The organism is Marinobacter sp. F4218 (assembly GCF_019443085.1).
GTDB classification, from domain to species: Bacteria; Pseudomonadota; Gammaproteobacteria; order Pseudomonadales; family Oleiphilaceae; genus Marinobacter; species Marinobacter albus.
Window position 1 is genome coordinate 305385 of record NZ_JAHZIL010000004.1, and the last position, 23520, is coordinate 328904.

Here is a 23520-nt window from a genome sequence, read left to right on the forward strand (position 1 = left end):
CGGCCGTATCATTCCCCTCGCCAGTTCACGCTGTAAAGGTCATGGCGGCGGTCCTGAAGATTCTTCACCGTACCGCTGTTGCGCGCAGTAATCAGTACTTCCGGACGCAAGTCGGCAAAGGCCACCGTTTCCACATTGGGCTCTGTGTCAGCGGCGATACCATCCCGGGCGAACGGAAAATCACAGGGCGTCAGAATGCAGCTCTGGCCGTACTGGATTTCCATGTTTGGCACGTTGGGCAGGTTGCCGACATTGCCGGACATGACCACGTAAACCTGATTCTCCACCGCCCTCGCCTGGCAGCAATAACGTACCCGCAGATAACTCTGACGCTCGTCGGTGCAGAACGGCACGAACACGATCTGGACACCCTGATCCACGAGGTGTCGGGTCAGCTCTGGAAATTCTGCGTCGTAACAGATCAGCACACCAATCGGTCCGCAATCGGTTTCAATGGCACTGACCCGGTTCCCGCCCCGCACGTTCCACCAGTAGGCCTCATTCGGCGTCGGGTGAATCTTGGGCTGGGTGAACACCTGGCCATCGCGCAGACAGATATAGGCGGTGTTGTGAACGGACCCGTCCTCCTCTCGGACAGGCGTGGAGCCGGCAATAATATTGATGTTGTACCTGAGGGCCAGATCCCGCATCAGGTCCCGGTAACGTCCGGCATAATGGGTAACCGCAGCGAACGCCTCGGCCGCGCTTCCATCCCGCCGTTCAATGGACAGCAACTGGAGCGTAAACAGCTCCGGGAACACCACGAAGTCGCCCTTGTAGGTGGATACGACATCCACGAAATAGCGGACGATCTCGCTGAACTCGTCGAATGAACGGACCGGCCGTTGCTGGTACTGGACGGTTCCAACGCGCACCGTATCCGGCATCCGCCTGCCATAGCGCTTGCTCTGCTCGCCCGAACCGTTCTGGGGGACTTTCGGGTTACGCCAGACCAGATGAATGCCGTACCCGAGCGAGTCGTGGTCGGCATCGAGGTAATGGGGAATGATTCCGTGCACTTCGAAGCCATTGTGGAGCTGGAACGACAACACCGGATCCGACTGCTCCTTGGAACGGATGGCTTCAACGTACTCCTCGACGGACTCGTATTTCTTCAGCCGCTTGCGCAGGGTCGGCAGACGCCCGGCGAACACAACACCCTGCAACTCGAGGCTCTGACACAGCTGCTTACGTTCGTTATAGAGACGCTCGCCAATGCGGTAACCGCGACATTCAGGGTCCACGCACACTTCCATGCCATAGAGCCAGTCGCCCTCCGGGTCATGGCGTGAGGCGTACCCGTTTCCGGTGATGGACGTCCAGTCATGGGGCGCCAGGGCAATGGCCCCGGAAATCCGGAAGGTTGCGCAGTAGCCAACCACGGTTTCGCCGAGCATGGCGACAAACTGGCCTTCGGGGAAGGTGTTGATCTGGCCAGTCAGAGGGCCCTTGGTATAGCCATACATGCCTGTGCCTTCATACACACGGCGGCTCAGTTCAATGATTCCGGGAATGTCAGAGAGGGAGGCATTGCGCACGAACAGACGCTGATCGGGATCCGAAAACGGAGGACTCATAACCACCTCAGTGCAAGCGCAGGACTAACCTCATCTTTGGTGAGAGTCGGCGGTTTCGTCAAGGGAATTCGCCAGCGGGAAACGTTCCACCACGGTGTAGACGGAACCCGAGCCACCCTGGGTGCTTTCCAGCAGGACAAACTCCTCAACCAGAAACGCACCGAAGCAACCCTCACGGTGCGCCGCCAGCACTCCGGCCACTGAACCCCGCTGTTTCCGGAACCGTGCCAGGGTAATGTGAGGACGGAACGGTCGCTTCTCGAAATGGAACCCGAGATGCCCCAGACGTTCTTTCAGGATGCCATGGAGGGCTACCACCGGCGGCTCGGGGCAGACACCGGCCCAGACATTGCGGGGTGTTTCCGGGCGACCAAAACACCCCACGCCCCGCACCTCAAGCTCGAAACCGGCCAGTGGCAGCTCCTTCAGCGCCGAGCTGATCTCCGGCAGGCTCTCCCTGTCCACATTACCGAGGAACAAGAGGGTCAGGTGCAACTGGCTGGCATGCTGCCATTTGGCACCGGCAACCGGAGCGGCTACGTTGAGCAATCCTTTTTTCACGGGTGCCGGAATTTCCAGGGCGAAAAACAGGCGCGCCATTGCCCTATTCCCCGTATATCATCTTCCGGACCATGCCCCCGTCCACCACGAAGTTCTGGCCGGTAATGAAGCCCGCTTTTGGCGAGATCAGATAGTCCGTCATTGACGCGATATCTTCCGGCACCCCAACCCGGCCGACCGGATGTTGAGAATGATCTTCCTTGGTCAGCGGCGGAACGCCTTCGGAACTCCCCTGATGGGCCCGGGTATCAATCCAGCCCGGACTGATGCAGTTCACCCGGATTTCAGGGCCCAGGCTCATGGCGAGAGCGTGTGTCAAGGCAACAATACCGCCTTTGGTGGCCGCATAGGCTTCGGTATCCGGTTCCGACTGCAGGGCCCGGGTGGAGGCAATGTTCACGATCGCGCCCCGGGCTTGCCTCAGGTGGGGAACCGCATGTTTGGCGACCAGAAACGGACCGGTCAGGTTCACGTCCAGCCGGCGCTGCCACTCCTTGAGACTTAACGCCTCGACGGGACCGGTCTCCGGATTGGCAATGCCGGCGTTATTGATGACGGCATCCAGGCGCCCTCCCCAGGACAGTGTCTCGCGGAGCATTCGTTTCACATCGCGTTCGCTGGCGACATCGCCGGCAACAAACTTCAGCAACCCCTTGCCCGCTGACTCCAGCGTTTTGCCCACTGTGTCATCGAGGTCGCTGAAGACGACTTTCCAGCCTTCATTGCTCAGGTGCTGGACAATGCCCCGGCCAATGCCTTTCGCACCGCCGGTCACCAATGCCACTCGTTCAGAAGGGTTCACGGTAACCTCCGGTCACGGGAATGATCATTCTATCGTCGCGGCTAACCCGGATTCTGGCAAGGGCAAGAGGGCAAAACAGTACAGTAAGGCGGGTGGCAGCTGCCGGAAAACCCGACAGCTGCTCTGATTTTTCGAACCTTAGTCGACGCGTTTGAGGGTGACGTCGATGTTGCCACGGGTGGCGTTGGAGTAGGGGCAGACCTTGTGGGCTTCATCAATCAGCTGCTTCGCCTGGGCGTCGTCCATGCCCGGCAGGCTGATGCCCAGCTCTACCTCAATACCGAATCCGCCTGGAATCTGTCCAATGCCGACCGAACCTTCAATTGAGGCATCTTCCGGCATATCCAGCTTGTCTCGTCCGGCGACAAATTTCATGGCACCAATGAAGCATGCGGAATATCCCGCGGCGAACAACTGCTCCGGGTTGGTGCCTTTACCACCAGCACCACCGAGCTCCTTTGGCGTGGTCAGTTCGACGTCCAGAATTCCGTCCGAGGAAATGGCACGGCCATCACGGCCCCCGGTGGCTTCTGCAGATGCACGGTAAACGACCTGTTCGATCGACATAACACTCTCCTTCTCTACTTTGATGGTGGACGCCCGAGGCTGCACGGCAACCTCAGGACTTCCCGGATTCCAGATGGTTGAGAAGACGCTGCCTCAACGCATTCAGCTGATTTTTCAGCTCCTCCAGCTCATCCAGGGAACAGCCGGAAGCCGAGGCGACTTGGGGCGGGACGCCCAGCGCCTGTTCCCTGAGACTGTGCCCTTTGCCGGTCAGATGAATCATGACCTGACGTTCGTCTTCGGCGGAGCGCCGCCGGGTGAGCAGTTCCTGCGCTTCCAGGCGTTTGATCAGCGGCGTCAGCGTCCCGTAATCAAGGTGCAGACGTTCCCTGAGCGCAGATACCGACACGCCGTCGTTGTCCCACAGCACCAACATGACCAGATATTGCGGGTAGGTGAGCCCGAGATCGGACAGCAGTGGCTTGTACAACTTGGTCATTGCCAGCGACGCCGAATACAGGGCGAAGCACATTTGACGGTCGAGCTTCAGCAACCCGTCCTGTGATTCACAACCGTCAGCGTTTTTGAGTTCCACGAATTTAACCTCGCACACGATTACCTTGTGTACGAGGTAAATTAGCAAACAGTTCATGAAATCGCAAAAAAGCATCGAGAAGTCCCCACCTGGGCGGGGACAGGATCGAAAGGGCTATTTTTCAGCAGGTGTCGGACGCACCAGAATTTCGTTTACGTCGACGTGGGCAGGCTGGGACACCGCATACATCACAGCGCTGGCTATGTCCTCCGGTTTCAGAGCATGTTCCGGACGTTCGTCAAAGAACGGTGTGTCCACCATACCTGGTTCGATCAGGGTGACCCGAATACCCGAACCGCGAAGTTCTTCGCGTACGCCATAACCAATTGCGGAAACCGCCCATTTTGTCGCGCTGTACATAGAGCCGGGAATTGTCACTCGACCGGCGGCGGATCCGGTCAGCAGGAGGTGCCCCTTGCTTTCACGGAGTGCCGGCAGGCAATGCTGCACCGTCAGACCCACACCGTAAATATTTGTCAGGATCATGTCCTTCCAGACTTCCGGATCGGCCTTACTGAACCCGCCGGGCTCGCCGCCACGACCGGCGTTGGCAAAGACTGCGTCAATCCGGCCGAATGTCGCCAGCGCCCGTTGCACCATCGCTTTCTGATCGTCGCCATCCTGTACATCACACCGGACCGTCAGTACGGTTTCGTCGCCACCCAGCTCCCGGGCCAGTCCGCTCAGTTTTTCCTCGGATCGCGCGGCCAGCACCAGGCGGTAACCTTGTTTGGCGGCCGCCCGCGCAGTGGCAGCACCGATGCCCGAGGAGGCGCCTGTAATGAGCATTACCGGCTGATTTGCCATAAGTCTGGTCTCCAATCGAAAAATTACGAAGTGTGTTACGACGCTTTGGGTGCCGTCGATCAATGGATCACTAACCCCGAGACAAGTGATGCCCCAACAATCAGTCGATATTGATCAGCAACACCCCGATGATGGCGAGGGCGAGCAAAAACCACCGAGCGTAGAAATCGGGTTTGTCATCACCCTTATCGGACGCAACGGCAGTGTTACCACCGGCCTCGTATTCCTGAACCAGTTCTCTGGCCCGGTACAGGTCCTCGTCCTCCACGTGGACATTGCTGAAACCGGCGGCACCGATTTCGCCCATGGCACCTTGCAGGTAGTGTCCGCCCACATGGGCGTCAAGACCGTGGGCATTGAGATATCCCGCTACAATGTGTGCCTCGGTGATGTCCCGGGCCCGATAGGCTATTTGCATCGCCCTGCTCCTTCTGTGATCTTTGAGGGCAGAACCCGCCGCGATCAACGGGTATTATTTCAAGCATAGTTCGCCCCCATGTCCGGGGCCAATTTGATACGGACGCCCCATGCTCTGGATTCTTCTGGCTATCGTTGCACTGATTATTGTCGTCACCCTGGTGCTGTTCCGGGTTGAGGACCTGTCTCACCTCGACAGCCACGAGCACCCGGTCCGGGAGGGCCCTCCGAGCGATGCTCACCAGGAAGTCCTCGGCCGTATTAGGGAACTCGGACAAAGCTCCCGCGGGCTCAGGGGCAAGGCGCGCCTGACTGCCCTGCGGAAACATATGGATGGTCTGAGCGACGGGCTGAGCCTTGATTCCGAATTTCGTGCCAACGACAGCCCCCGGGGCGAATGGGTGATTGCTCCGGGCGTCGACACCCGTCGACGGGTCTTTTACATCCACGGTGGCGCATGGGCGGCTGGCAGCCCAAGAAGCCATCGGGGAATTACGGACCGATTTTCCCACCTGGCCAACGCCGCGGTTTTTGCGGTGGACTACCGGTTGATGCCTGAGAACCGCTACATGGACGGAGTCCGGGATTGCCGTAAGGCCTATGCCTGGTTGTTGAAGCACGGGCCGGATGGCCCCGGGGAGGCTTCTTTCGTAGTGGTCGCGGGTGACTCGGCGGGCGGCAGCCACACCCTCGGATTGCTGGCGTGGATCCGGGACAACGGACTTCGTCAGGCCGATGCGGCCGTAGCCCTGTCGCCGTCGACCGACCTGACCCTGACGGCGCCCAGCAATCGCGAAAACATCCGCACAGATCCGCTGCTCGGGCCCGCATTCGGGGGGCTGTCAAAAATTCCGTTGCCGGTGATCTGGTGGGCCACCCTTGCTGCATTCCGGGTGTCACCCGCAAGCGCCGTGGCGTCGCCGGTCCGGGGTGATCTGCGCAATTTGCCACCCACCCTGATTCACGCCAGCGATACCGAAATGCTGCTCGATAACGCCCGCAGGTATACCGCCAAGGCCCAGGCCGAGGGGTCGCCCGTGGAGCTGCACACCTGGGCCGGCATGGTCCATGTTTGGCACATTTTCGTGTCACTGCTACCGGAAGCGGAAGAAGCCTTCGAAGATATCAAAGAATTTTTGCACAGGGTCGAATCGGGCAGCGCTCAGCCGCAAACGACTCAGACCTGAACCTTGCCGCGCAGAGCCTTGGTCTTGCCCTTCTTGGTTTTACGGTCAACCCGCTTGCGTTGAGCGGATCGGGAGGGTTTGGTGGGCCGGCGGGCTTTTCGCGGTTTGACCGCTTCCAGTATCAGGTCCTTCAGCCGCTTCAGGGCGTCTTCCTTGTTCAGCTCCAAAGTCCGGAAGGATTGTGCTTTGATAACAAGGATACCGTCCTTGCTGATCCGCTGATCATTCAGCGCCATCAGTCGCTCCTTGTAGAACGGAGGCAGGCTCGAGTGCAGGATATCGAATCTCAGGTGAACGGCTGAGGCGACCTTATTTACGTTCTGGCCGCCGGCTCCCTGAGCCCGGATCTGGGTAAGCTCGATCTCCCAGTCGGCGAGTTCAACAGCATTGGATAGTTTCAGCATTCAGTAAGGGTAACAAATCCGGAGGCCCCAGGCCTCGAAAACCCGGTAACCTGAGACATGTGCGGAAGATTCACTTTCTATACACCACCGGAAACCCTGATCAATCACTTCTTCCCGGAGGGGCTTGAAGTCGACGGGCACTTCGACCCCGATTACAACATCCCTCCGGGGGTGGGCATTCCGATGATTCGCACCAGCATGAACGGCACGCTCATACTGTCGCATTCGCACTGGGGCTTCCGCCCTGTTTGGGCGGGTGACAAGGCGCCAGCACCGATCAACGCCCGTGCTGAAACCGTGGCTACGTCCCGGTATTTCCGGGAAGCCTTCGCCCATCACCGCTGCCTGATCCCGGCCAACGGCTGGTACGAATGGAAGCAAACCGAGCGGGGAAAGGAGCCACACTACCTGACCCCCGCCAATCCACGGCAGACCCCTGCCATCTTCTTTGCGGGCATCTGGACGCCCAGAGAGGGCGACGACACCACCGCCTGCGCCATCATCACCGAACCGGCCAGCGATGTGTTCAGGCACATCCACGACCGCCAGCCGGTCGTGCTTGACCCAGCCTGTTTCAAAGGCTGGCTGGATTCCTCATTGACCGATCGGGATGACATTCGCTCTGTCACCCACCGTCTGCCGGTGGAACAGCTGGAGGCGTTCCCGGTCTCCAGCGACGTCAACAATCCTCGCCACAATGAACCGGACCTGATCAACCCAGTGTGACGCCGCGGCTGTGGGTTCACCCAATGACAATAAACCGTAACCTGACATCCGGACCGTTCGGTAATAAGGTTTGTCGTAAACCTTTTCCCGGAGTTACGGAATGGCAGTCACGCTTAGACAATCACTTGTGCTGGTGATTCTCGCCTTTGCGCTCGGCGGCTGTGCCAGCAACCAGAACCTGCAAACCGGAACCGACGCGGGGCTTAAGCGAGTTGAGCCGGTTCCGTCATCGGACAAAGCCCATAGGCTCTGGCAGGTCTACGAACGCTATGCGGGGGCACCCTATGAATATGGTGGCACCTCGGCCGACGGATTCGATTGCTCCGGTTTTATCCTCACCGCATACCGGGAAGGGCTTGGGCAGCAATTACCCCGTACGACCTCACAGATGCTCCGGTACGGCAAAGTCGTTGCGCCGGATGCGGTCCAACCGGGCGATCTGGTGTTTTTCCGAATCCGCGGCAAGGAACAGCATGCCGGCATTTACATGGGCGATGACCGCTTTATCCACGCTTCCACGTCCGTCGGTGTCACCCAGTCAAAACTCGACGGTTATTACTGGAAAGACCGGTATACCGAGGCACGGCGATTTGACTAGACCGGGAATCGCCCTAGCGTTTCTCGCGCACGTAAGCATGTAGAGGGGGTCCACCATGCTGTAGAGCGACCCGCCGCAGTGGGTACCCACGTAGTTGGTGTTGAACCAGTGCTGGCGCATTTCGACCGTCGCGGTACTGAAATCGTCGGCGATATGAGCCACTTTGACGCCAGCACCCAGGTAGGGCCCGAAGGTGGTCAACCTGCGCCGCAACGCCCCGGCGCTCGCAAACCACTGGCGGATTTTTCTGTTCATGAGTACGCCCCTGCAGTGAATTCGGCTTTACATAGCAGCCTATCTTCAACAAGCGCACCCAAGGATGCAATCAAAATTCATACGGTCGTTTGATTTTCCAGAAATCCGATACCGGTCCGATCACAGTCCGCCGAAGGCAAGCTGCAAGGCGATGGCGGCCATCATCAGACCGATCACGCCGTCGATAATGCGCCAGGCCATGGGGCGCGAAAGAACCGGCGCCAGCGCGGAGCCACCCCACGCCACCAGCGTGAACCACAGAATCGAGGCACTGCTGGCCCCGGCCAGAAACGTGGTGGTGCTTTCCTGCTGGGCGCCCACCGCGGGAATCAGCAGGAGCGTATCCAGGTAAACCTGAGGGTTCAGCAGCGTTACCGCCAGGGTAGTGAAGAGCACACCTTTGAGGCTGCGCCGGGTGATTTCGCCGGCTTCCAGGGCCAACCGCCCCCGACCGGCCCGGTAGAAAGCCTGGACCGCCAGCCAGCCGAGAAAAACGACTCCCAGCCAGCGCAGAATTTCCAGTGCCTGTGGCATGGCCATCAGGGCGGCGCTGACACCGAACATCCCCAGGGTAAACAGGGACACGTCCGCGATCATGCAGATGCCGGCGGACCACCAATGGTGCTCACGGCGGATCGCCTGGCTCAGAATGTAGGCATTCTGGGCACCGATTGCCACGATGATGCCACCGCAGACCACCAATCCTGTCAGATAACTTTCCAGCACAGCATGAACTCCTCAGTTGATGGCGCAAGAATAACGGTTCCCGGCTATACTTGAAATTCATACTCGTAATGCTGCATAAGATTTTCTAATGATTGATTACAAGCTGCTGGAAGCCCTGGCAACCGTTATCGAATGCGGCGGGTTCGAACGCGCCGGCGCCGCGCTCGGCCTCACTCAATCCGCCGTGTCCCAGCGAATACGGACGCTCGAGATTCGTCTCGGCCAACCCGTACTGGTTCGCAGTCCCGCCCTGAAGGCGACGCCGGCGGGCCAGCGGCTGCTGAACCATGTGCAACAGGTTCAGCTACTGGAGCGCGACCTCGCCCGCTCCATCCCCGCCATTTCGGAACCGTCTGCCCGGCTGCGAATTGCCCTGAACGCCGACACCCTGGCCACCTGGTGGGCCGGGGCAATAGGGGCGTTTTGCAGTGACGAGGCCTTGCTACTGGACCTGGTGATCGAGGATCAGGACATTGGACTGCGTCGCATGCGCGAAGGCGATGTGGCCGCCTGCCTGTGCAGCAGCCCGCAACCAGTCGCCGGCGCGCGCAGTGTGCCGCTCGGCAGTATGGCTTACCTACCTCTGGCCACACCGGCTTACGTCCGGCGGCATTTCGGTGATGGCTTTAACGAACAGAGCCTGGAGACAGCGCCAGCCATCGTGTTTGGGCCCAATGACCAGCTCCAGCATCGTTTTCTGGCACAGTGCGGTTTCCACGGCAGCGTCCCGCACCACCTTTGCCCGTCGTCGGAGGGGTTTGTGAAGCTGGCATTGGCGGGAATGGGCTACGGCATGATTCCCGAGATGCAGGCGCGCAGGGAGTTGGACGCAGGTACACTGGTCAGCATTGCGCCCGGTAAGTCCTTGCAGGTACAACTATACTGGCATTTTTGGCGTCACAGTGGCGGAATCATGGATCGACTGACCGATACGCTGACAGCCGCCAAACCATTTACGTATTAAAGGAGCTCTGAGAATGGCCACACTGATTGCCGGCCTGGTTCTGTTTTTGGGTATTCACTCGCTTTCCATCGTCAATGAGCCGCTGCGGAACCGCTTGCAGGCCTCTCTGGGCGAATGGCCGTTCAAGGGACTCTATTCGATCGTCGCCCTGATCGGGCTGGTTCTGATTGTGATCGGCTACGGCGCGGCCCGACTGGACCCCACCGTTCTGTACACGCCGCCAGGCTGGTTGCGACACCTGGCCATGCTGTTGCTGGTGCCGGTGTTTCCTCTTCTGTTTGCCACCTATTTTCCTGGCCGCATCAAGGCCACGCTCAAACACCCGATGCTGGTTGCAGTCAAACTGTGGGCCTTGGCACACCTGCTGGCCAATGGAATGCTGCACGATGTGATTCTGTTCGGGGCATTCCTGGCCTGGGCCGTTGTTGACCGCATCTCCATGAAGCGAAGAACCCAGCGAGCGATCCCTGCCCTGCCCGCGGGGAAAGCCAATGACCTGATCGCTGTCATCGGCGGGCTTGCGGTTTATGTGGTCACCGTCGTCTGGGCCCACCAGTGGCTGATCGGCGTATCCCCCACCTGATAGGAATAGGTGGGACACGGTGAAACACCTGGTAGCGGTTTACGGGACCCTGAAGCGTGGCTGCTCCAACAGCGGTCTGCTTCGGGAGGCAACCTTTCTTGGCGAGGATGCTTTGACCGGGTTGACGTTGTATGACCTTGGCCCCTACCCCGGCGCGGTGATCAGGCCCTCGGACGGCGTAGTGGTTGAGGTGTACGCCATTAACGACCGTATCCTCGCGGATCTGGACGTTCTCGAGGACTATTTCCCGGCAGCACCGGAAGAGAGCCTGTACCTGCGCAAGCGCATGGCAACACATCATGGCTCTGCGTGGGTCTATATTTACAACAGGCCGGTTGCATCCCACCGGCGCATAACCTCGGGCGTGTGGTAACCAGCGCCCGCCCATTCGCACTGACAAGGACCCGATTTTGGACCTGACAACGCCTGCCCTGCTGTTCCCGGCGATTTCATTGTTACTGCTGGCCTACACCAATCGCTTCCTGGTTCTTGCCCAGCTCATTCGTCAACTGAAACAGATGGACACGGAGGAAGATCACGCGCTGATTGCCCGTCAGATCAACATGCTCCGCAAACGCATCGTGCTGACCAAGCGCATGCAGGCCTATGGCGTCCTGAGTTTTTTCCTGTGCACCATGTCGATGTTCCTGCTGTTCCTGGGCGCGGAGATGCCGGGCATTGTGGCCTTTGGCATCAGCCTGGTTCTGCTGTCCCTATCTCTGCTTTACTCCCTCTACGAGATACAGATATCCACCAACGCCATCAACGTCGAGCTGTCCAGCTTTGAAGCGCGCAAGAGCGCTCCGCAGGAGGATACCAATTAAGGGTGCTGTCGCGGCGAAACGCCAAACCAGTGTGGGAAACGCAGCAGACAGAACAGCGCGACCATGTCGTACACCGCGTGCCAGATCATAACCATGGAAAGGCTGTCGGACAGGGCGTAGGCGGTGCCCAGCAGCAATCCGAGCCCTGTCGCAACGAGAAAATAGGTGAAGGAAATGTAGTGCACCAGACCAAAGAGCAATGAGGCGACTGCAATCGCGGTCGTTTCGCCCAGGCTGCCAGTGAGCCAGCCCTGCACCGCTCCCCGGAATAGCAACTCCTCACCGACCCCGGCAATGACGGACAACACCACCAGAATCGCCCCACCAAAACTGGCGGCAAAATCGTGAAGATTTTTCATCTGGCGTTCGAGATTGTCCGGGAACAGACCCGGTATGCGGGTGAGCGCAATCAGCACCCCATAGGTACCGACAGCACCCAGACAACCCCAGGTAACACTCTGCAGCCAGGACAGCCCGCTATTCTGAACCGGGATACCAAAGACCAGTATGGCAACCAGCCCCACCACACCTATACCACCCTGAAATAGCAGGGCGCTGAGCGCGGAGATTCCGGAACGGGAGCGCCCGACAGCCATCAGGACTCGAACAGGCCTTTTACCGGGAGCAGGTCACCGTACTCCGGAACCTGTTTCTGGGCCTTGGCCTGGAAAGTTTTCATCATGTCACCCGGCCGGAACATGCCTGCCTGCCAGGTCGCCATGTAGCGAAGGCTGTCTTCGACGGAGTGATCACGGCTGTAGTTGAGCATTTCCTTGCAACCGGTGACCGCCAACGGGGAATTGGCACTGATCTGGCTGGCGATTTCCATAACGGCTTCCAGCAGCGAATCCTGGTCCGGGTAAAGAGCGTTAACAAAGCCAAGGTTCTGGGCTTCCCGAGCCGAAAACTTCCGACCGGTGTAGGCCAGTTCCCGGACCACACCCTCCGGCATTAGCTTTGGCAGCCGTTGCAGGGTGCCGACGTCTGCCGTCATGCCGAGCTCGGTCTCCTTGATGGTGAAGTAGGCGTCCTCGGTGCAGTAACGGCTGTCGGCGGCACACACCAGATCCAGGGCGCCGCCGATGCAGCCACCGTGAATGGCGGCGAGTACCGGCAGACGAACCTTTTCAAGGGAGGTCAGGGTGTCCTGGAGCTGCAGGACAACGCGGCGGAGGTTTTCCGCCATACGGCCCGGATCACCAGTCATGGGCACGGCTTTCGGATCGCTGAAAACCCCCAGATCCATACCTGCAGAGAAGTGCTTGCCGGTACTGGAAATAACGATCACCCGGGCATCGGTATTGGCCTCAATGTCCTGCATGCATTTCGGCAGTTCCAGCCAGAAAGCCTTGTTCATGGTGTTCAGCACGTCCGGGCGGCTGAACTGAACGTGGGCGATGAAATCTTTCACTTCAACGTTGAAGCTTTCGTAAGTGGCAAGATCAGACAAGACAGGACTCCTCCATAGGTTTTGTTTTTGGGCCAGAAAGCACTAGCCTGGCCAGCAACACAACATCATTACCCAGCTAACCATATGCCGACAACCCGGGGCAGGTAAATTCTGATACGTTCAGCCCGATTGCCTCTGCCAACCAGCTTGCTGTTTGATTCGGGCAATACCATGCTGAAGATTCACTGTAAGAGGCGAAAAAATATGACACAGCGCTTTCAGGCACGAACGGGAGAAGTGGGCGGCATACCCGTGGCCCGAAATCTTCCGACTCGGGGCCGTCGCCAGATCGGCGCCTGGTGCTTTCTTGATCACATCGGCCCGGTAACCTTCGATGAAGCCGATCCGGGCCTGCGTGTCGGCCCACATCCTCATATCGGGCTGCAAACGTTCACCTGGATGATTCAGGGCGAGCTTCTGCACCGGGACAGCCTTGGCACTGCCCAGCCGGTCCGACGGGGCGAAGTCAATCTGATGACCGCGGGCCAGGGGATCAGTCACACCGAGGAATCACTGTTCGGTGACCGGACGCTGCACGCCGCCCAGTTGTGGATTGCCCTGCCTGAGGCCGACCGCAATACGCCACCGCGATTTGATCATTATCCCGCTCTGCCCTGCTGGCAGAATCAGGGAGCAACCTGGACACTGCTGACCGGTCAGTACGAGAAACGTCAGGCAGACACCCTGCACTACTCGCCTCTGGTTGGCCTGGATATTGACTGCGAGTTGCGCCAGACCCTGGCACTGGAACTGAATCCCGAATTTGAATACGGCATCCTGCCACTGACCGGAGCCTGTGAAATTAACGGCGAGCGGTTCGAGGCGGACGAACTTGCCTACCTGGAAGAGGGCCAGACAACGCTGGCCGTAACCTGTGATCCGGCAACCCGCCTGCTCCTCATCGGCGGGGAACCTCTGGAGAAGGAGGTGATCATGTGGTGGAACTACGTGGGTTATCACAAAGAGGAAATAGTCGAGGCCGAGCAGGACTGGGACACCGAAAGCCTCCGGTTTGGCAATATTCCCGAGTGGCCGGGTGAGCGGCTCCAGGGGCCGCCGTCACCGTGGCGACGGTGAGGCCGCCAAAAGCTCTTCGCCGTCCACCAAGCGGGCGCGGATCCGCGGGAGATACTCCGGGTAGTTCTCCTGGAGGAAGGTAACCAGGCCCTCGCGTATAGCACACCTCAGATCCCAGGCCTTACTGGAATCCGGGGCACTCATCAGGAAGCGTACCTGGATCGTCCGGTCGTCGGAGTCAGTCACCTGTACCGTTTCCACCTTGCCATCCCATTGCGGTGCCTCCCGCAACAGCCGGGCAAACTCCTCCCGTAGCGGAACAATCGGCATGCCGTAATCGAGCCGGATGAACACGGTGCCGAGCAGATCGGAGTTGTTCCTGGACCAGTTCTGGAACGGATTCTCGATGAACCACTGCAGGGGCACGATCAGGCGCCTTAAATCCCAGACCCGCAACACCACATAGGTGGCCGTCACCTCTTCCACCCAGCACCACTCACCCTGCACGTACAACACATCATCGATTCGGAACGGCTGGGTCAGCGCAATCTGCATTCCAGCCAGCAGGTTCCCCAACACCGGCCTGGCGGCAAAACCCAGAATGATGCCACCAACACCTGCCGACGCCAGCAGGCTGCCACCGACATGGCGAACCGAATCGAAAGTCATCAGGGCTGCACCGAGACCGAGGATCACAATGAGAATATTCAGGCCACGGACCAGGAAGCGGGTTTGGGTTTCCACTTTCCGGGCCCGTTTCCATTCACCCTCGAGAACCGGGTTCAGTGTGACGATGACATCGCCGAGGGCCGAGGTACATCGCACCAGCGTCCAGGTACCGGTGATAATCAGCAACAGCGTTGCTGTGTGCTGCAATTCGGCCAGAAACGGAAGTCTGGAAGGGGCAGCCTCAAGGACACCATTGAGCACCATCAAACAGATAAAGATGCCCAAAGCCCTGGCTGATGCATCAAGGAAGAGGCGGGGGACCGCCTTACGGCGCGTGAGCCGCCGGATTATGCCGAGAACCAGACGGAAAACAGCGTAAGTCAGAGCGACGGACACGAGGGCCGTCAGGCCCGGATACAACCAAGAACTCGTGCCCGCCTGAAGAGATTCCAACATGCCCTGCTCCGACTACCCTAAGTGATTGTGTCTAAAGATAGCAGGCAATCTGGAACAGAAGACAGTTTCCGGCACTCCCTAGAGGCTCTCGCAGGGAGAGTCCTCAACTGGCACAGAGTGTATTGAGTTTGCTTCTTTGCTCAGGTCGATACCGAAGGTTCTCACCAGAGTTACATCGGAAAATGTTGTTCGGTTTCGGAAACAAACCGCTGTATTTTCTGATCGATATTCAAGGGGCAAGTCTAAACGGATGGGCAACGATACGACTCCATCGGCCACTTCTACCGGCATTTCCTGACCACCAACAATCCAGGCCAATTCCAAGTTCATAACCGGGTCGCCATCGGGATCCATGGCCATAGGTGGAGAATAGAGATCGACGCGAACTGGCTGAGCACCGTCCAGACCGTCCTTGACGATCAAATACTCCAGGGGGGCGTTTATCCAGAGCGGAAGAGCGTCATCGACAGGTTCGCCCAACAAAGGGGTTTCATTCTTAAAAACTCCGACATTGGTTACACTGCCATCCTGCTCAGACACGACCTCAGCTCTTACTCGCTGCTCCAGATCGGCGTAGTCCGGCAGGGCGATAGAATTTAGCTGGCCAACCAAAGTTACATCATCGTTATAGAACTCCACGCTGGCAAAATCATTAATGCCTTCGGGACCATTAGAATAGAATACTCCTGCCATCCGGTAAGCACCCAATTCCCAGTCCGTTACGTAAACGCTTCCCGAAAGTAAGGACTCCACTCTTACCGTTTCCTCTACGTCGCTCGAAACTTCGGTGTATTCAACCGGGAGATCCGCGACGATTCGAACAAACCGCTCCGAGTTCACCTCACGAAGTGTCGTGTCCATCGTCCATAATCGTTTAACCAGGTAATCATTCACCCCAGAATGAACGACATTTTGCCAGCCATGAAGTCCAAAGTACCCTTCGCTGCCAGTTACCCGAAGATCATAGAAAAATAGCCGGTATTCATAGAAATCCGGTTTTTCAGGAATCAGGTCAGTGGTGTCGACGTCAGGCCCCAACTCTATGACGACACCGGCGCTTGCTGACGCCTGGCCCGAGTCCGAGTTGCTTTGGACAATATCCGCGCCGATCGAACCATGGTATTGCCAACCATTCAGTTCAAAACCGTCAAAGGTGACGATAAGGCTGGCATTGGTCACTACATCTTCATTGCCTTCGACGCCTCCGACAACCCGAATGCCCGGCGCCTGTGCCAGGCCTTGCAGGCGTCGCTCGGCAATATCAAGCAGCAGATTGGGATTTACCCACTCGAACATCCAGTGAAGATTGGGGGCCGGGGTGGCTGGATCAGCCCAGAAAACTTTTGCCGCTTTGCGAAGGTTATCTGGGGTTGGCGTCATTGGCGATTGCCGCCCAGCGTAATTAGGGCCCGTATCGATCAGCGCGACGATATCCGCTTCCGACACCTCTTCTGGTAGCTGCGAATAGGTGGATATGAGGTGGTTACGGGCATACAGTTCGCTGACCAGGCCAACTCGACCTACATTCGCCAATGCTTCAAGCAGGACACGTGATTCGCCGAATTCTGAGGCAGGCCTGGACAGGTCAAATCCCAGATCCCCGAATGCTTCGTGTGCCTTCTCGTCGATGACAATACCGTTGCGAGGGTTCTGGTCGGCATCCAGGGTAATCAACAAACGCGCAATGTTAATGGCACGGGTGCCGTCCCATCCTGCGTCTTCATCCAGATTTCCGGGCATCATGAAGCCGACCGCTTCACTCGATCCAAGTTCGGTCGCGCCGATGCTGAAGGTAATTGTTTCGCCGGGAAGGTAACTAAACTGGCCTAACGGGCCAGAGAGACCTTCCTGGCTTTCCGTGCGGTAGGCCAGGCCTTTTACGGGGGAATCAACAAAGTAACCCGTGCTTGCCTCGCTTTCATCGGTTTGAACCGGGGCCTCCGTGGACTTTCCATTTTCTGCATTACCGCCGCCGTCACCACTACCACCACAACCGACCAGAATAAAAGCGAACAGCAAACCAATCGAAATTCCCTTTACAGCCACAACAGAGTCCCCATTTGTCATTTTGAGGGCTCATTGTAACGGGATGTAACCGGCTTTTTCGTGACACACCGCCGGCTACAAACATGTCGTCAGAACAAACGCCTGATCAGAGTAATGACTATTGGTCAGTGCTCCCCGGCGGCATCACCACCCATTCCGGATCTTCGAATTCCCCAAGTGGCGTAATCTCCACAAACGGAGCGGCACTTCGGATAATCTCCGCCACCCTGGGATTGTGTTTGGATTCCATGGCGTCCCGGGCCTCCTTGCTGTCCCAACTGGCAATGGCGATCAGGGTATCCGGGTCACCAATCTTGCAATGCAGCTCCGTGCCTCGGGCACCGGGCGCCTGCTGTATCAGCCTGCTTGCCCTCACCCAGGCATCGGCGTACTCCTCTGCGGTGTGGCCCTCTTTCACTTTGACTTCGAAGATAAACTTCATAGGCTCCTCCCTCATTCACGTGGCAACACATTGAATCTGAGGTTGCCACGGGTTTGTGCTTATAAGAAATCCCTTTGCATCTGCATGGTTGTGGGGTACAGTGGACGCCGTTGGAAAGATTTAGCAAAGCATTTCATCAATAAGACGCATTTAAGCTGTAATAAGTTGTACGTCCTGTTTTTGATCCCGCCAGTTTTTTGTTTCCCGCACAACGTCGATCAGATATCACGATGATAGTCTGGCGGCACATTAAAGATTGAATTCAGGAAAGTTATTATGTCTACAGTTACCGGCAACGTTAAGTTCTTCAACGAAGCAAAAGGTTTTGGTTTTATCACTCGTGAAGGCGGTCCGGACGTATTCGTTCACTACAGCGCCATTCAAGGCGGTGGTTTCAAGACTCTGGCCGAAGGTCAAGAAGTCGAGTTCACCGTGACTCAGGGCCAGAAGGGTCCTCAGGCGGAGAACGTTGTTGCTCTGTAATCCTTAACGGATTAAGCAATAACCGCGAAAAAGGCAGCTTCGGCTGCCTTTTTTTGTTTCTGCCCCCCCGTCTGGCCTAAGGCTGCACATCCACCGGAATCGTTTCCGTGTTCTTTATTTCCCGCAACGCAAAGTTCGAGTTAACCTGGGCAATGCCTTTCAGGGTGAAGATCTTTTCGTTCAGGAAGCGGTCGTAGCTGGCCATATCCGGAACAATGACACGCAACACGAAATCCGCATTCCCGGTCACCGCGAAACACTGCAACACCTCGGGATAGCTGCTCACCTGTTGCTCGATCTCCCCCGTGCTATCAATGTTGTGCCTCTGGAGAGAGAGATTGACCAGTACACACAACCCCTGCCCTATCCGCTCCGGGTCCACCCGCGCACTGTAACCCTGAATCACACCGGATTCTTCAAGGGTCCGTACCCGCCGCCAACAGGCCGCCGGAGATAAGCCGACCTGCTCTGCCAGCAACTGGTTACTGATTCGCCCATCGTGTTGCATAACCGAGAGGATTCGTCGGTCCAATTTATCCAGCTCAACCTGTTTCATTCAGTAACACCCAATTTTTATCAAATATTCTTCGATATTATTGTCATTCATCAAAGATTCTTTCGCAAACCCTCTCATGCAACCTCCAATAAGCAAGCACCTTTTGTCGACTTCCCTCTAAAATTTTGTTCATAAAATCGACAAAAAGGAGGGCACCATGTCCGCCGATACCCCCGAACTCGACAATTACAAACTTGAAGACCGCTACCTGCGGGCATCTGGCCGGGTATTTCTGACCGGAACACAGGCACTGGTCCGCATCCCCCTGATGCAGGCCGCTCTGGATCGCAAACAGGGCCTGAACACCGCCGGTATGGTCAGCGGCTATCGGGGCTCGCCCCTCGGCGCTTATGACCAGGCACTGTGGCAGGCGAAGACACTGCTGGACGACAACAGCATCGACTTCGTACCGGCGATCAACGAAGACCTGGCGGCAACCATCATGCTGGGCACCCAGCAAGTGGAAACCGATGACGACAAACAGGTGGATGGCGTATTCGGCCTCTGGTATGGCAAAGGCCCCGGCGTAGACCGTGCCGGTGATGCCCTAAAGCATGGCACCACTTATGGCAGTTCCCCTCATGGCGGGGTTCTCGTAGTCGCCGGCGATGACCACGGGTGCGTGTCCTCCTCCATGCCCCACCAGTCCGATGTGGCGTTCATGAGCTTTTTCATGCCCACGATTAATCCGGCCAACATCGCGGAGTACCTGGAGTTTGGCCTCTGGGGCTATGCCCTGTCCCGTTACAGCGGCTGTTGGGTTGGGTTCAAGGCCATATCCGAGACGGTGGAAAGCGCCGCGTCGGTTGATCTCCCGCCCCTGCCGGAATTTGTAACTCCGGACGACTTCACCGCTCCGGAGGGTGGCCTGCATTACCGCTGGCCGGACCTGCCCGGCCCCCAGCTGGAAACGCGGATCGAGCACAAACTGGCCGCCGTCCAGGCGTTTGCCCGAGCCAACCCCATCGACCGCTGCCTGTACAACAACCCAAAGGCGCGTTTCGGTATTGTCACCACGGGCAAGGGTCATCTGGATTTGCTGGAAGCCCTGGACCTTCTCGGTATCAGCGAAGACGGTGCCCGGGAAATGGGCCTGGATATCTACAAGATCGGCATGGTCTGGCCACTGGAGCGGCGCGGCATTCTGAATTTCGTTCACGGCAAGGAAGAAGTGCTGGTGATCGAAGAGAAACGCGGCATCATCGAAAGCCAGATCAAGGAATACATGTCTGAACCGGACCGGCCCGGTGAGGTTCTGATTACCGGGAAACAGGACGAATTGGGCCGACCGTTGATTCCGTATGTGGGTGAGCTCAGCCCGAAGCTGGTTGCAGGCTTCCTGGCCGCGCGTCTGGGCAGGTTCTTCGGTACTGACTTCAGTGCGCAGCTGGAAATCATCAATACCATGACCAACGCACAGGATCCGGGCGGCGTCAGACGCCTGCCCTATTTCTGTTCCGGCTGCCCCCACAACACCTCCACCAAAGTGCCAGAAGGCAGCAAGGCACTGGCCGGCATTGGCTGCCACTTTATGGCGTCCTGGATGGGGCGCAACACCGAATCCCTTATCCAGATGGGTGGTGAAGGGGTCAACTGGATTGGCAAGAGTCGCTACACCGGCAACCCTCACGTATTCCAGAACCTGGGCGAAGGGACTTATTTCCACTCGGGCTCCATGGCCATTCGCCAGGCCGTGGCAGCCGGTATCAACATCACCTACAAGATTCTGTTCAACGACGCGGTCGCCATGACCGGTGGCCAGCCCGTGGACGGCCAGATCACCGTGCCCATGATCGCCCAGCAAGTTGCCTCCGAAGGCGTCCGCCGGGTCGTGGTGCTGAGCGATGAGCCGGAGAAGTACGAGGGGCATGAGGACCAATTCCCGACGGGCGTCACCTTCCACGACCGCACCGAGCTGGATAACGTCCAGAGGGAGTTGCGGGAGATTACCGGCTGCACCGTCCTGATTTACGATCAGACCTGCGCGGCTGAGAAGCGTCGTCGTCGCAAACGCAAGCAATTCCCGGATCCGGCTAAGCGCGCCTTTATTAACCACCATGTCTGCGAAGGCTGTGGCGACTGCTCTGTACAGTCCAACTGCCTGTCAGTAGTGCCCCGCAAGACCGAGCTGGGCCGGAAGCGCAAGATCGACCAGTCTTCGTGCAACAAGGACTTTTCCTGCGTTAACGGTTTCTGCCCCAGCTTTGTCACCATTGAGGGCGGCCAGCTTCGCAAATCCCGGGGCATGGACACCGGTTCAGTGCTGACCCGCAAACTGGCCGACATTCCGGAGCCTGACGTGCCCGCAATGACCGGCTCCTACGACCTGCTGGTTGGCGGCGTTGGCGGCACCGGCGTAGTCACCGTGGGCCAGCTCATCACCATGGCTGCGCACCTGGAGTCCCGTGGTGCTTCAGTGCTGGACTTTATGGGCTTTGCCCAAAAAGGCGGCACCGTACTCAGCTATGTGCGGATGGCACCGTCCCCGGACAAGCTTCATCAGGTTCGTATCAGTAATGGCCAGGCTGACGCTGTCATCGCCTGCGATCTGGTGGTGGCCTCTTCCCAGAAAGCCCTGAGTGTACTGCGCCCGAACCACACCCGAGTGGTGGCCAATGAATCCGAACTACCCACGGCGGATTATGTGCTCTACCGCGATGCCGACATGCAGGCCGACAAACGCCTGGACCTGATTCGCGACGCGGTAGGCGACGATCATTTCTCCCGCCTGGATGCCAACGGCATTGCCGAGAAACTGATGGGCGACACCGTGTTCTCCAACGTCATGATGCTGGGCTTCGCATGGCAGAAGGGCTTGCTGCCCCTGTCCCAGGCGGCGCTGATGAAGGCGATTGAATTGAACGGCGTGGCCATCGAGCGAAACAAGGAAGCCTTCGGCTGGGGTCGGGTTGCTGCGGTCACCCCGGGCGCCATTGCCGATCTACTGGACGCCGATAAGACGCAGGTCGTCGACGTTCAACCGGAGCCGACCCTGGACCAGCTGATCGAAACCCGTCACCAGCACTTGGTCAAGTATCAAAACAAACGCTGGGCGGACCGCTATTCCGATCTGGTGGATCAGGTGCGTAAGGCGGAGGAAAGTCTTGGCCAGACCAACCTGCTGCTGACCCAAACCATCGCCCAACAGCTTTACCGCTTCATGGCCTACAAGGACGAATACGAAGTGGCCCGCCTGTTCGCGGAAACCGACTTTATGAAGGAAGTGAACGACACGTTTGAAGGGGACTTCAAGGTCCACTTTCACCTCGCGCCACCGGTCATGAACCGGGGAACCGATGCCCAGGGGCGGCCGAAGAAGCGCCAGTTTGGCCCCTGGATGTTCCGGGCCTTCAAGCTTCTTGCCAAATTGCGGGGACTTCGTGGCACGGCACTCGACCCGTTCCGATACTCCGCCGACCGGAAGCTGGACCGAACCCTGCTGGACAACTACCAGCAACTGATTACGCGCCTGACCCGTGAACTGGACGCCAGCAACTACGACACCTTCCTGCAACTGGCAGAATTGCCCTCAGATGTCCGTGGTTACGGCCCGGTTCGCGAGCAGGCAGCCGAGGCCATTCAGGAGAAACAGTCGCAACTGATCAAGGCACTGGATACGGGTCGACCGACACTGATTCGCACCCAACAGGCCGGTGATAAGGAGGCAGACCATGTTTGAGGCTCTCAAGCCCCTACCGCAGGATCCGATTCTGCAACTGATGCAAACTTTCCGGGACGACCCTCGCCCGGACAAGGTGGACCTGGGCATCGGCGTCTACAAGAACGACGCCGGGGCCACCCCGATCATGGCCGCTGTACACGAAGCCGAACGGCGCCTGCTTGAGGGAGAGACCACCAAGAGTTACGTGGGACCGGCCGGGTCCCAGGGCTTTAATGACGCGATGGCCCGCCTGATCCTCGGTAACGAAAGCTCACTGATCCGGGACGGCCGCACCTCCGTGGTCCAGACCCCGGGCGGCTGTGGCGCCCTCCGCATGGCGGCAGAGTTCCTGAGGCTATGCCAGCCAGACACCACGGTCTGGGTCAGCACCCCAACCTGGGCCAACCACCTTCCGCTGCTCGGTGGCGCCGGCCTGACCATTCGCGAATATCCCTACCTTAACCAGAACACGTTGCAGGTAGACTTCAACGCCATGCTGGAAGCCCTGGAGGGTGCGCGTGCAGGCGACGTGGTGCTTCTCCACGGCTGCTGCCATAACCCCTCCGGGGCAGACCTGACCTTGGACCAGTGGCAGGCCGTTACCACTCTAATCCAGCGCAAGGGCCTCCTGCCCTTTGTGGATATGGCGTATCAGGGGCTGGGTGACGGGCTTGATCAGGACGCTGCCGGCCTTCGCCATCTGGCCAGCCAGGTACCGGAAATGCTGGTTGCGGCCTCCTGCTCCAAAAACTTTGGCCTGTACCGGGAGCGCACCGGCGCCCTGATGCTGATCTCCGCTACGGCGACGATCAACGCGGCGGCGACCAGCCAGCTACTGAGCGTTATTCGCTCCCACTATTCCATGCCCCCGGCCCACGGTGCCGCGATTGTGGAAACCATTCTGGGAGACGAGGGATTACGCAAGCTGTGGCAGGACGAGCTGGATGGCATGTGCAAACGCATTCTGCACCTTCGCCACGCTTTCGCGGACGCCCTGGCCCCGGCCGGTGACTTCGGCTTTATTGCCCGGCAAAGAGGCATGTTCTCGTTTCTGGGCATTACCCCGGAGCAGGTTCGCCGGTTGCGGGAAGAGAACGGCATCTACCTGCTGGAAAGCAGCCGGGTCAACGTAGCAGGACTGAACGACCGGGTCCTTCCAGGCGTCGCCAAAGCCATACGCAACATCCTGTGACAGTCCGGCGCACAG

The 23520-nt window shown here is 58.4% G+C and carries 26 protein-coding genes; 11 read left to right on the forward strand and 15 right to left on the reverse strand.

Annotation, left to right across the window (positions count from 1 at the left end; genetic code table 11):
• Window positions 1-8 precede the first annotated feature (8 nt).
• From K0B93_RS16685 to K0B93_RS16715, 7 genes are all read right to left on the reverse strand, one after another.
• Window positions 9-1577, reverse strand: a complete 1569-nt coding sequence (locus K0B93_RS16685; protein WP_219868393.1) for a carbon-nitrogen hydrolase family protein — start codon at window positions 1575-1577, stop codon at window positions 9-11.
• A gap of 30 nt (window positions 1578-1607) precedes the next feature.
• On the reverse strand, window positions 1608-2177 hold the full coding sequence (gene thpR / locus K0B93_RS16690) for an RNA 2',3'-cyclic phosphodiesterase (protein WP_219868394.1): 570 nt from the start codon (window positions 2175-2177) through the stop codon (window positions 1608-1610).
• Between the two features lie 4 nt (window positions 2178-2181).
• Window positions 2182-2940, reverse strand: coding sequence for an SDR family oxidoreductase (locus tag K0B93_RS16695; protein WP_219868395.1), 759 nt, complete (start codon window positions 2938-2940; stop codon window positions 2182-2184).
• A 138-nt stretch (window positions 2941-3078) separates the two neighbouring features.
• Window positions 3079-3507 carry an organic hydroperoxide resistance protein gene (locus K0B93_RS16700; RefSeq protein ID WP_219868396.1) on the reverse strand — a complete coding sequence of 143 codons (429 nt, stop codon included), beginning with the start codon at window positions 3505-3507 and terminating at the stop codon, window positions 3079-3081.
• Window positions 3508-3559: 52 nt separating this feature from the next.
• Entirely contained in the window at window positions 3560-3979 is a 420-nt protein-coding gene (locus K0B93_RS16705; protein WP_228743606.1) for a MarR family winged helix-turn-helix transcriptional regulator, read from the reverse strand.
• Between the two features lie 177 nt (window positions 3980-4156).
• Window positions 4157-4849: an SDR family oxidoreductase gene (locus K0B93_RS16710; RefSeq protein ID WP_219868397.1), complete on the reverse strand. Its 693-nt coding sequence runs from the start codon at window positions 4847-4849 to the stop codon at window positions 4157-4159.
• Window positions 4850-4949: 100 nt separating this feature from the next.
• Entirely contained in the window at window positions 4950-5267 is a 318-nt protein-coding gene (locus K0B93_RS16715) for a DUF2007 domain-containing protein (RefSeq protein WP_219868398.1), read from the reverse strand.
• A 109-nt stretch (window positions 5268-5376) separates the two neighbouring features.
• Between K0B93_RS16715 and K0B93_RS16720 the strand changes: the two genes are divergently transcribed.
• Window positions 5377-6453, forward strand: coding sequence for an alpha/beta hydrolase (locus K0B93_RS16720; RefSeq protein WP_219868399.1), 1077 nt, complete (start codon window positions 5377-5379; stop codon window positions 6451-6453).
• Here K0B93_RS16720 and arfB read toward each other — a convergent pair.
• Entirely contained in the window at window positions 6444-6857 is a 414-nt protein-coding gene (arfB, locus tag K0B93_RS16725; RefSeq protein WP_219868400.1) for an alternative ribosome rescue aminoacyl-tRNA hydrolase ArfB, read from the reverse strand. The two genes, K0B93_RS16720 and arfB, sit on opposite strands and share 10 nt — an antisense overlap.
• Before the next feature lie 57 nt (window positions 6858-6914).
• Between arfB and K0B93_RS16730 the strand changes: the two genes are divergently transcribed.
• Both K0B93_RS16730 and K0B93_RS16735 read left to right on the forward strand, forming a co-directional pair.
• Window positions 6915-7583, forward strand: a complete 669-nt coding sequence (locus tag K0B93_RS16730) for an SOS response-associated peptidase (protein ID WP_219868401.1) — start codon at window positions 6915-6917, stop codon at window positions 7581-7583.
• A 100-nt stretch (window positions 7584-7683) separates the two neighbouring features.
• Window positions 7684-8181, forward strand: a complete 498-nt coding sequence (locus tag K0B93_RS16735) for a C40 family peptidase (protein ID WP_219868402.1) — start codon at window positions 7684-7686, stop codon at window positions 8179-8181.
• Between the two features lie 375 nt (window positions 8182-8556).
• Here K0B93_RS16735 and K0B93_RS16740 read toward each other — a convergent pair whose 3' ends face one another.
• Window positions 8557-9162, reverse strand: a complete 606-nt coding sequence (locus tag K0B93_RS16740) for a LysE/ArgO family amino acid transporter (RefSeq protein WP_219868403.1) — start codon at window positions 9160-9162, stop codon at window positions 8557-8559.
• A gap of 88 nt (window positions 9163-9250) precedes the next feature.
• Here K0B93_RS16740 and K0B93_RS16745 point away from each other — a divergent pair, with 88 nt between their 5' ends.
• Genes K0B93_RS16745 through K0B93_RS16760 form a run of 4 tightly spaced genes read left to right on the forward strand, consistent with a single transcriptional unit; the run spans window position 9251 to window position 11533 of the window.
• Window positions 9251-10126, forward strand: coding sequence for a LysR family transcriptional regulator ArgP (locus K0B93_RS16745; protein ID WP_219868404.1), 876 nt, complete (start codon window positions 9251-9253; stop codon window positions 10124-10126).
• 13 nt (window positions 10127-10139) lie between these two features.
• Window positions 10140-10709, forward strand: a complete 570-nt coding sequence (locus tag K0B93_RS16750; protein ID WP_219868405.1) for an NnrU family protein — start codon at window positions 10140-10142, stop codon at window positions 10707-10709.
• Between the two features lie 19 nt (window positions 10710-10728).
• Window positions 10729-11082 carry a gamma-glutamylcyclotransferase family protein gene (locus K0B93_RS16755; protein WP_219868406.1) on the forward strand — a complete coding sequence of 118 codons (354 nt, stop codon included), beginning with the start codon at window positions 10729-10731 and terminating at the stop codon, window positions 11080-11082.
• A gap of 37 nt (window positions 11083-11119) precedes the next feature.
• Entirely contained in the window at window positions 11120-11533 is a 414-nt protein-coding gene (locus K0B93_RS16760; protein ID WP_219868407.1) for a DUF2721 domain-containing protein, read from the forward strand.
• On the opposite strand, the gene K0B93_RS16765 is transcribed toward K0B93_RS16760, so the two are convergent.
• Together K0B93_RS16765 and K0B93_RS16770 are read right to left on the reverse strand one after the other, a co-directional pair.
• The gene (locus K0B93_RS16765; RefSeq protein ID WP_219868408.1) at window positions 11530-12129 is read right to left on the reverse strand and encodes a CPBP family intramembrane glutamic endopeptidase; all 600 of its coding nucleotides are present in this window, start codon (window positions 12127-12129) and stop codon (window positions 11530-11532) included. The genes K0B93_RS16760 and K0B93_RS16765 overlap by 4 nt on opposite strands.
• Window positions 12129-12983: a crotonase/enoyl-CoA hydratase family protein gene (locus tag K0B93_RS16770; RefSeq protein WP_219868409.1), complete on the reverse strand. Its 855-nt coding sequence runs from the start codon at window positions 12981-12983 to the stop codon at window positions 12129-12131. Before K0B93_RS16770 ends, K0B93_RS16765 begins: the two co-directional genes overlap by 1 nt.
• A 204-nt stretch (window positions 12984-13187) precedes the next feature.
• Between K0B93_RS16770 and K0B93_RS16775 the strand changes: the two genes are divergently transcribed.
• Entirely contained in the window at window positions 13188-14060 is an 873-nt protein-coding gene (locus K0B93_RS16775) for a pirin family protein (RefSeq protein ID WP_228743572.1), read from the forward strand.
• Here the strand turns inward: K0B93_RS16775 and K0B93_RS16780 are convergent.
• From K0B93_RS16780 to K0B93_RS16790, 3 genes are all read right to left on the reverse strand, one after another.
• A complete protein-coding gene (locus K0B93_RS16780) occupies window positions 14043-15125 on the reverse strand; it encodes a mechanosensitive ion channel family protein (RefSeq protein ID WP_219868411.1) in 1083 nt (360 codons plus the stop codon). The genes K0B93_RS16775 and K0B93_RS16780 overlap by 18 nt on opposite strands.
• A 78-nt stretch (window positions 15126-15203) precedes the next feature.
• Window positions 15204-17171 (reverse strand): hypothetical protein, encoded by a 1968-nt coding sequence (locus K0B93_RS16785; RefSeq protein ID WP_219868412.1) that lies wholly within the window; start codon window positions 17169-17171, stop codon window positions 15204-15206.
• 118 nt (window positions 17172-17289) lie between these two features.
• Complete coding sequence (locus K0B93_RS16790; protein WP_219868413.1) at window positions 17290-17613, reverse strand: antibiotic biosynthesis monooxygenase family protein; 324 nt, start codon at window positions 17611-17613, stop codon at window positions 17290-17292.
• A 276-nt stretch (window positions 17614-17889) separates the two neighbouring features.
• Between K0B93_RS16790 and K0B93_RS16795 the strand changes: the two genes are divergently transcribed.
• Window positions 17890-18096 (forward strand): cold-shock protein, encoded by a 207-nt coding sequence (locus tag K0B93_RS16795; RefSeq protein WP_036130097.1) that lies wholly within the window; start codon window positions 17890-17892, stop codon window positions 18094-18096.
• A gap of 76 nt (window positions 18097-18172) precedes the next feature.
• Here the strand turns inward: K0B93_RS16795 and K0B93_RS16800 are convergent, their stop codons facing one another.
• Entirely contained in the window at window positions 18173-18652 is a 480-nt protein-coding gene (locus K0B93_RS16800) for an Lrp/AsnC family transcriptional regulator (protein ID WP_219868414.1), read from the reverse strand.
• A 157-nt stretch (window positions 18653-18809) separates the two neighbouring features.
• On the opposite strand from K0B93_RS16800, the gene K0B93_RS16805 reads away from it, so the two are divergent.
• Together K0B93_RS16805 and K0B93_RS16810 are read left to right on the forward strand one after the other, a co-directional pair.
• Entirely contained in the window at window positions 18810-22331 is a 3522-nt protein-coding gene (locus K0B93_RS16805) for an indolepyruvate ferredoxin oxidoreductase family protein (protein ID WP_219868415.1), read from the forward strand.
• Window positions 22324-23505 (forward strand): aromatic amino acid transaminase, encoded by a 1182-nt coding sequence (locus K0B93_RS16810; protein WP_219868416.1) that lies wholly within the window; start codon window positions 22324-22326, stop codon window positions 23503-23505. Before K0B93_RS16805 ends, K0B93_RS16810 begins: the two co-directional genes overlap by 8 nt.
• Window positions 23506-23520 lie beyond the last annotated feature (15 nt).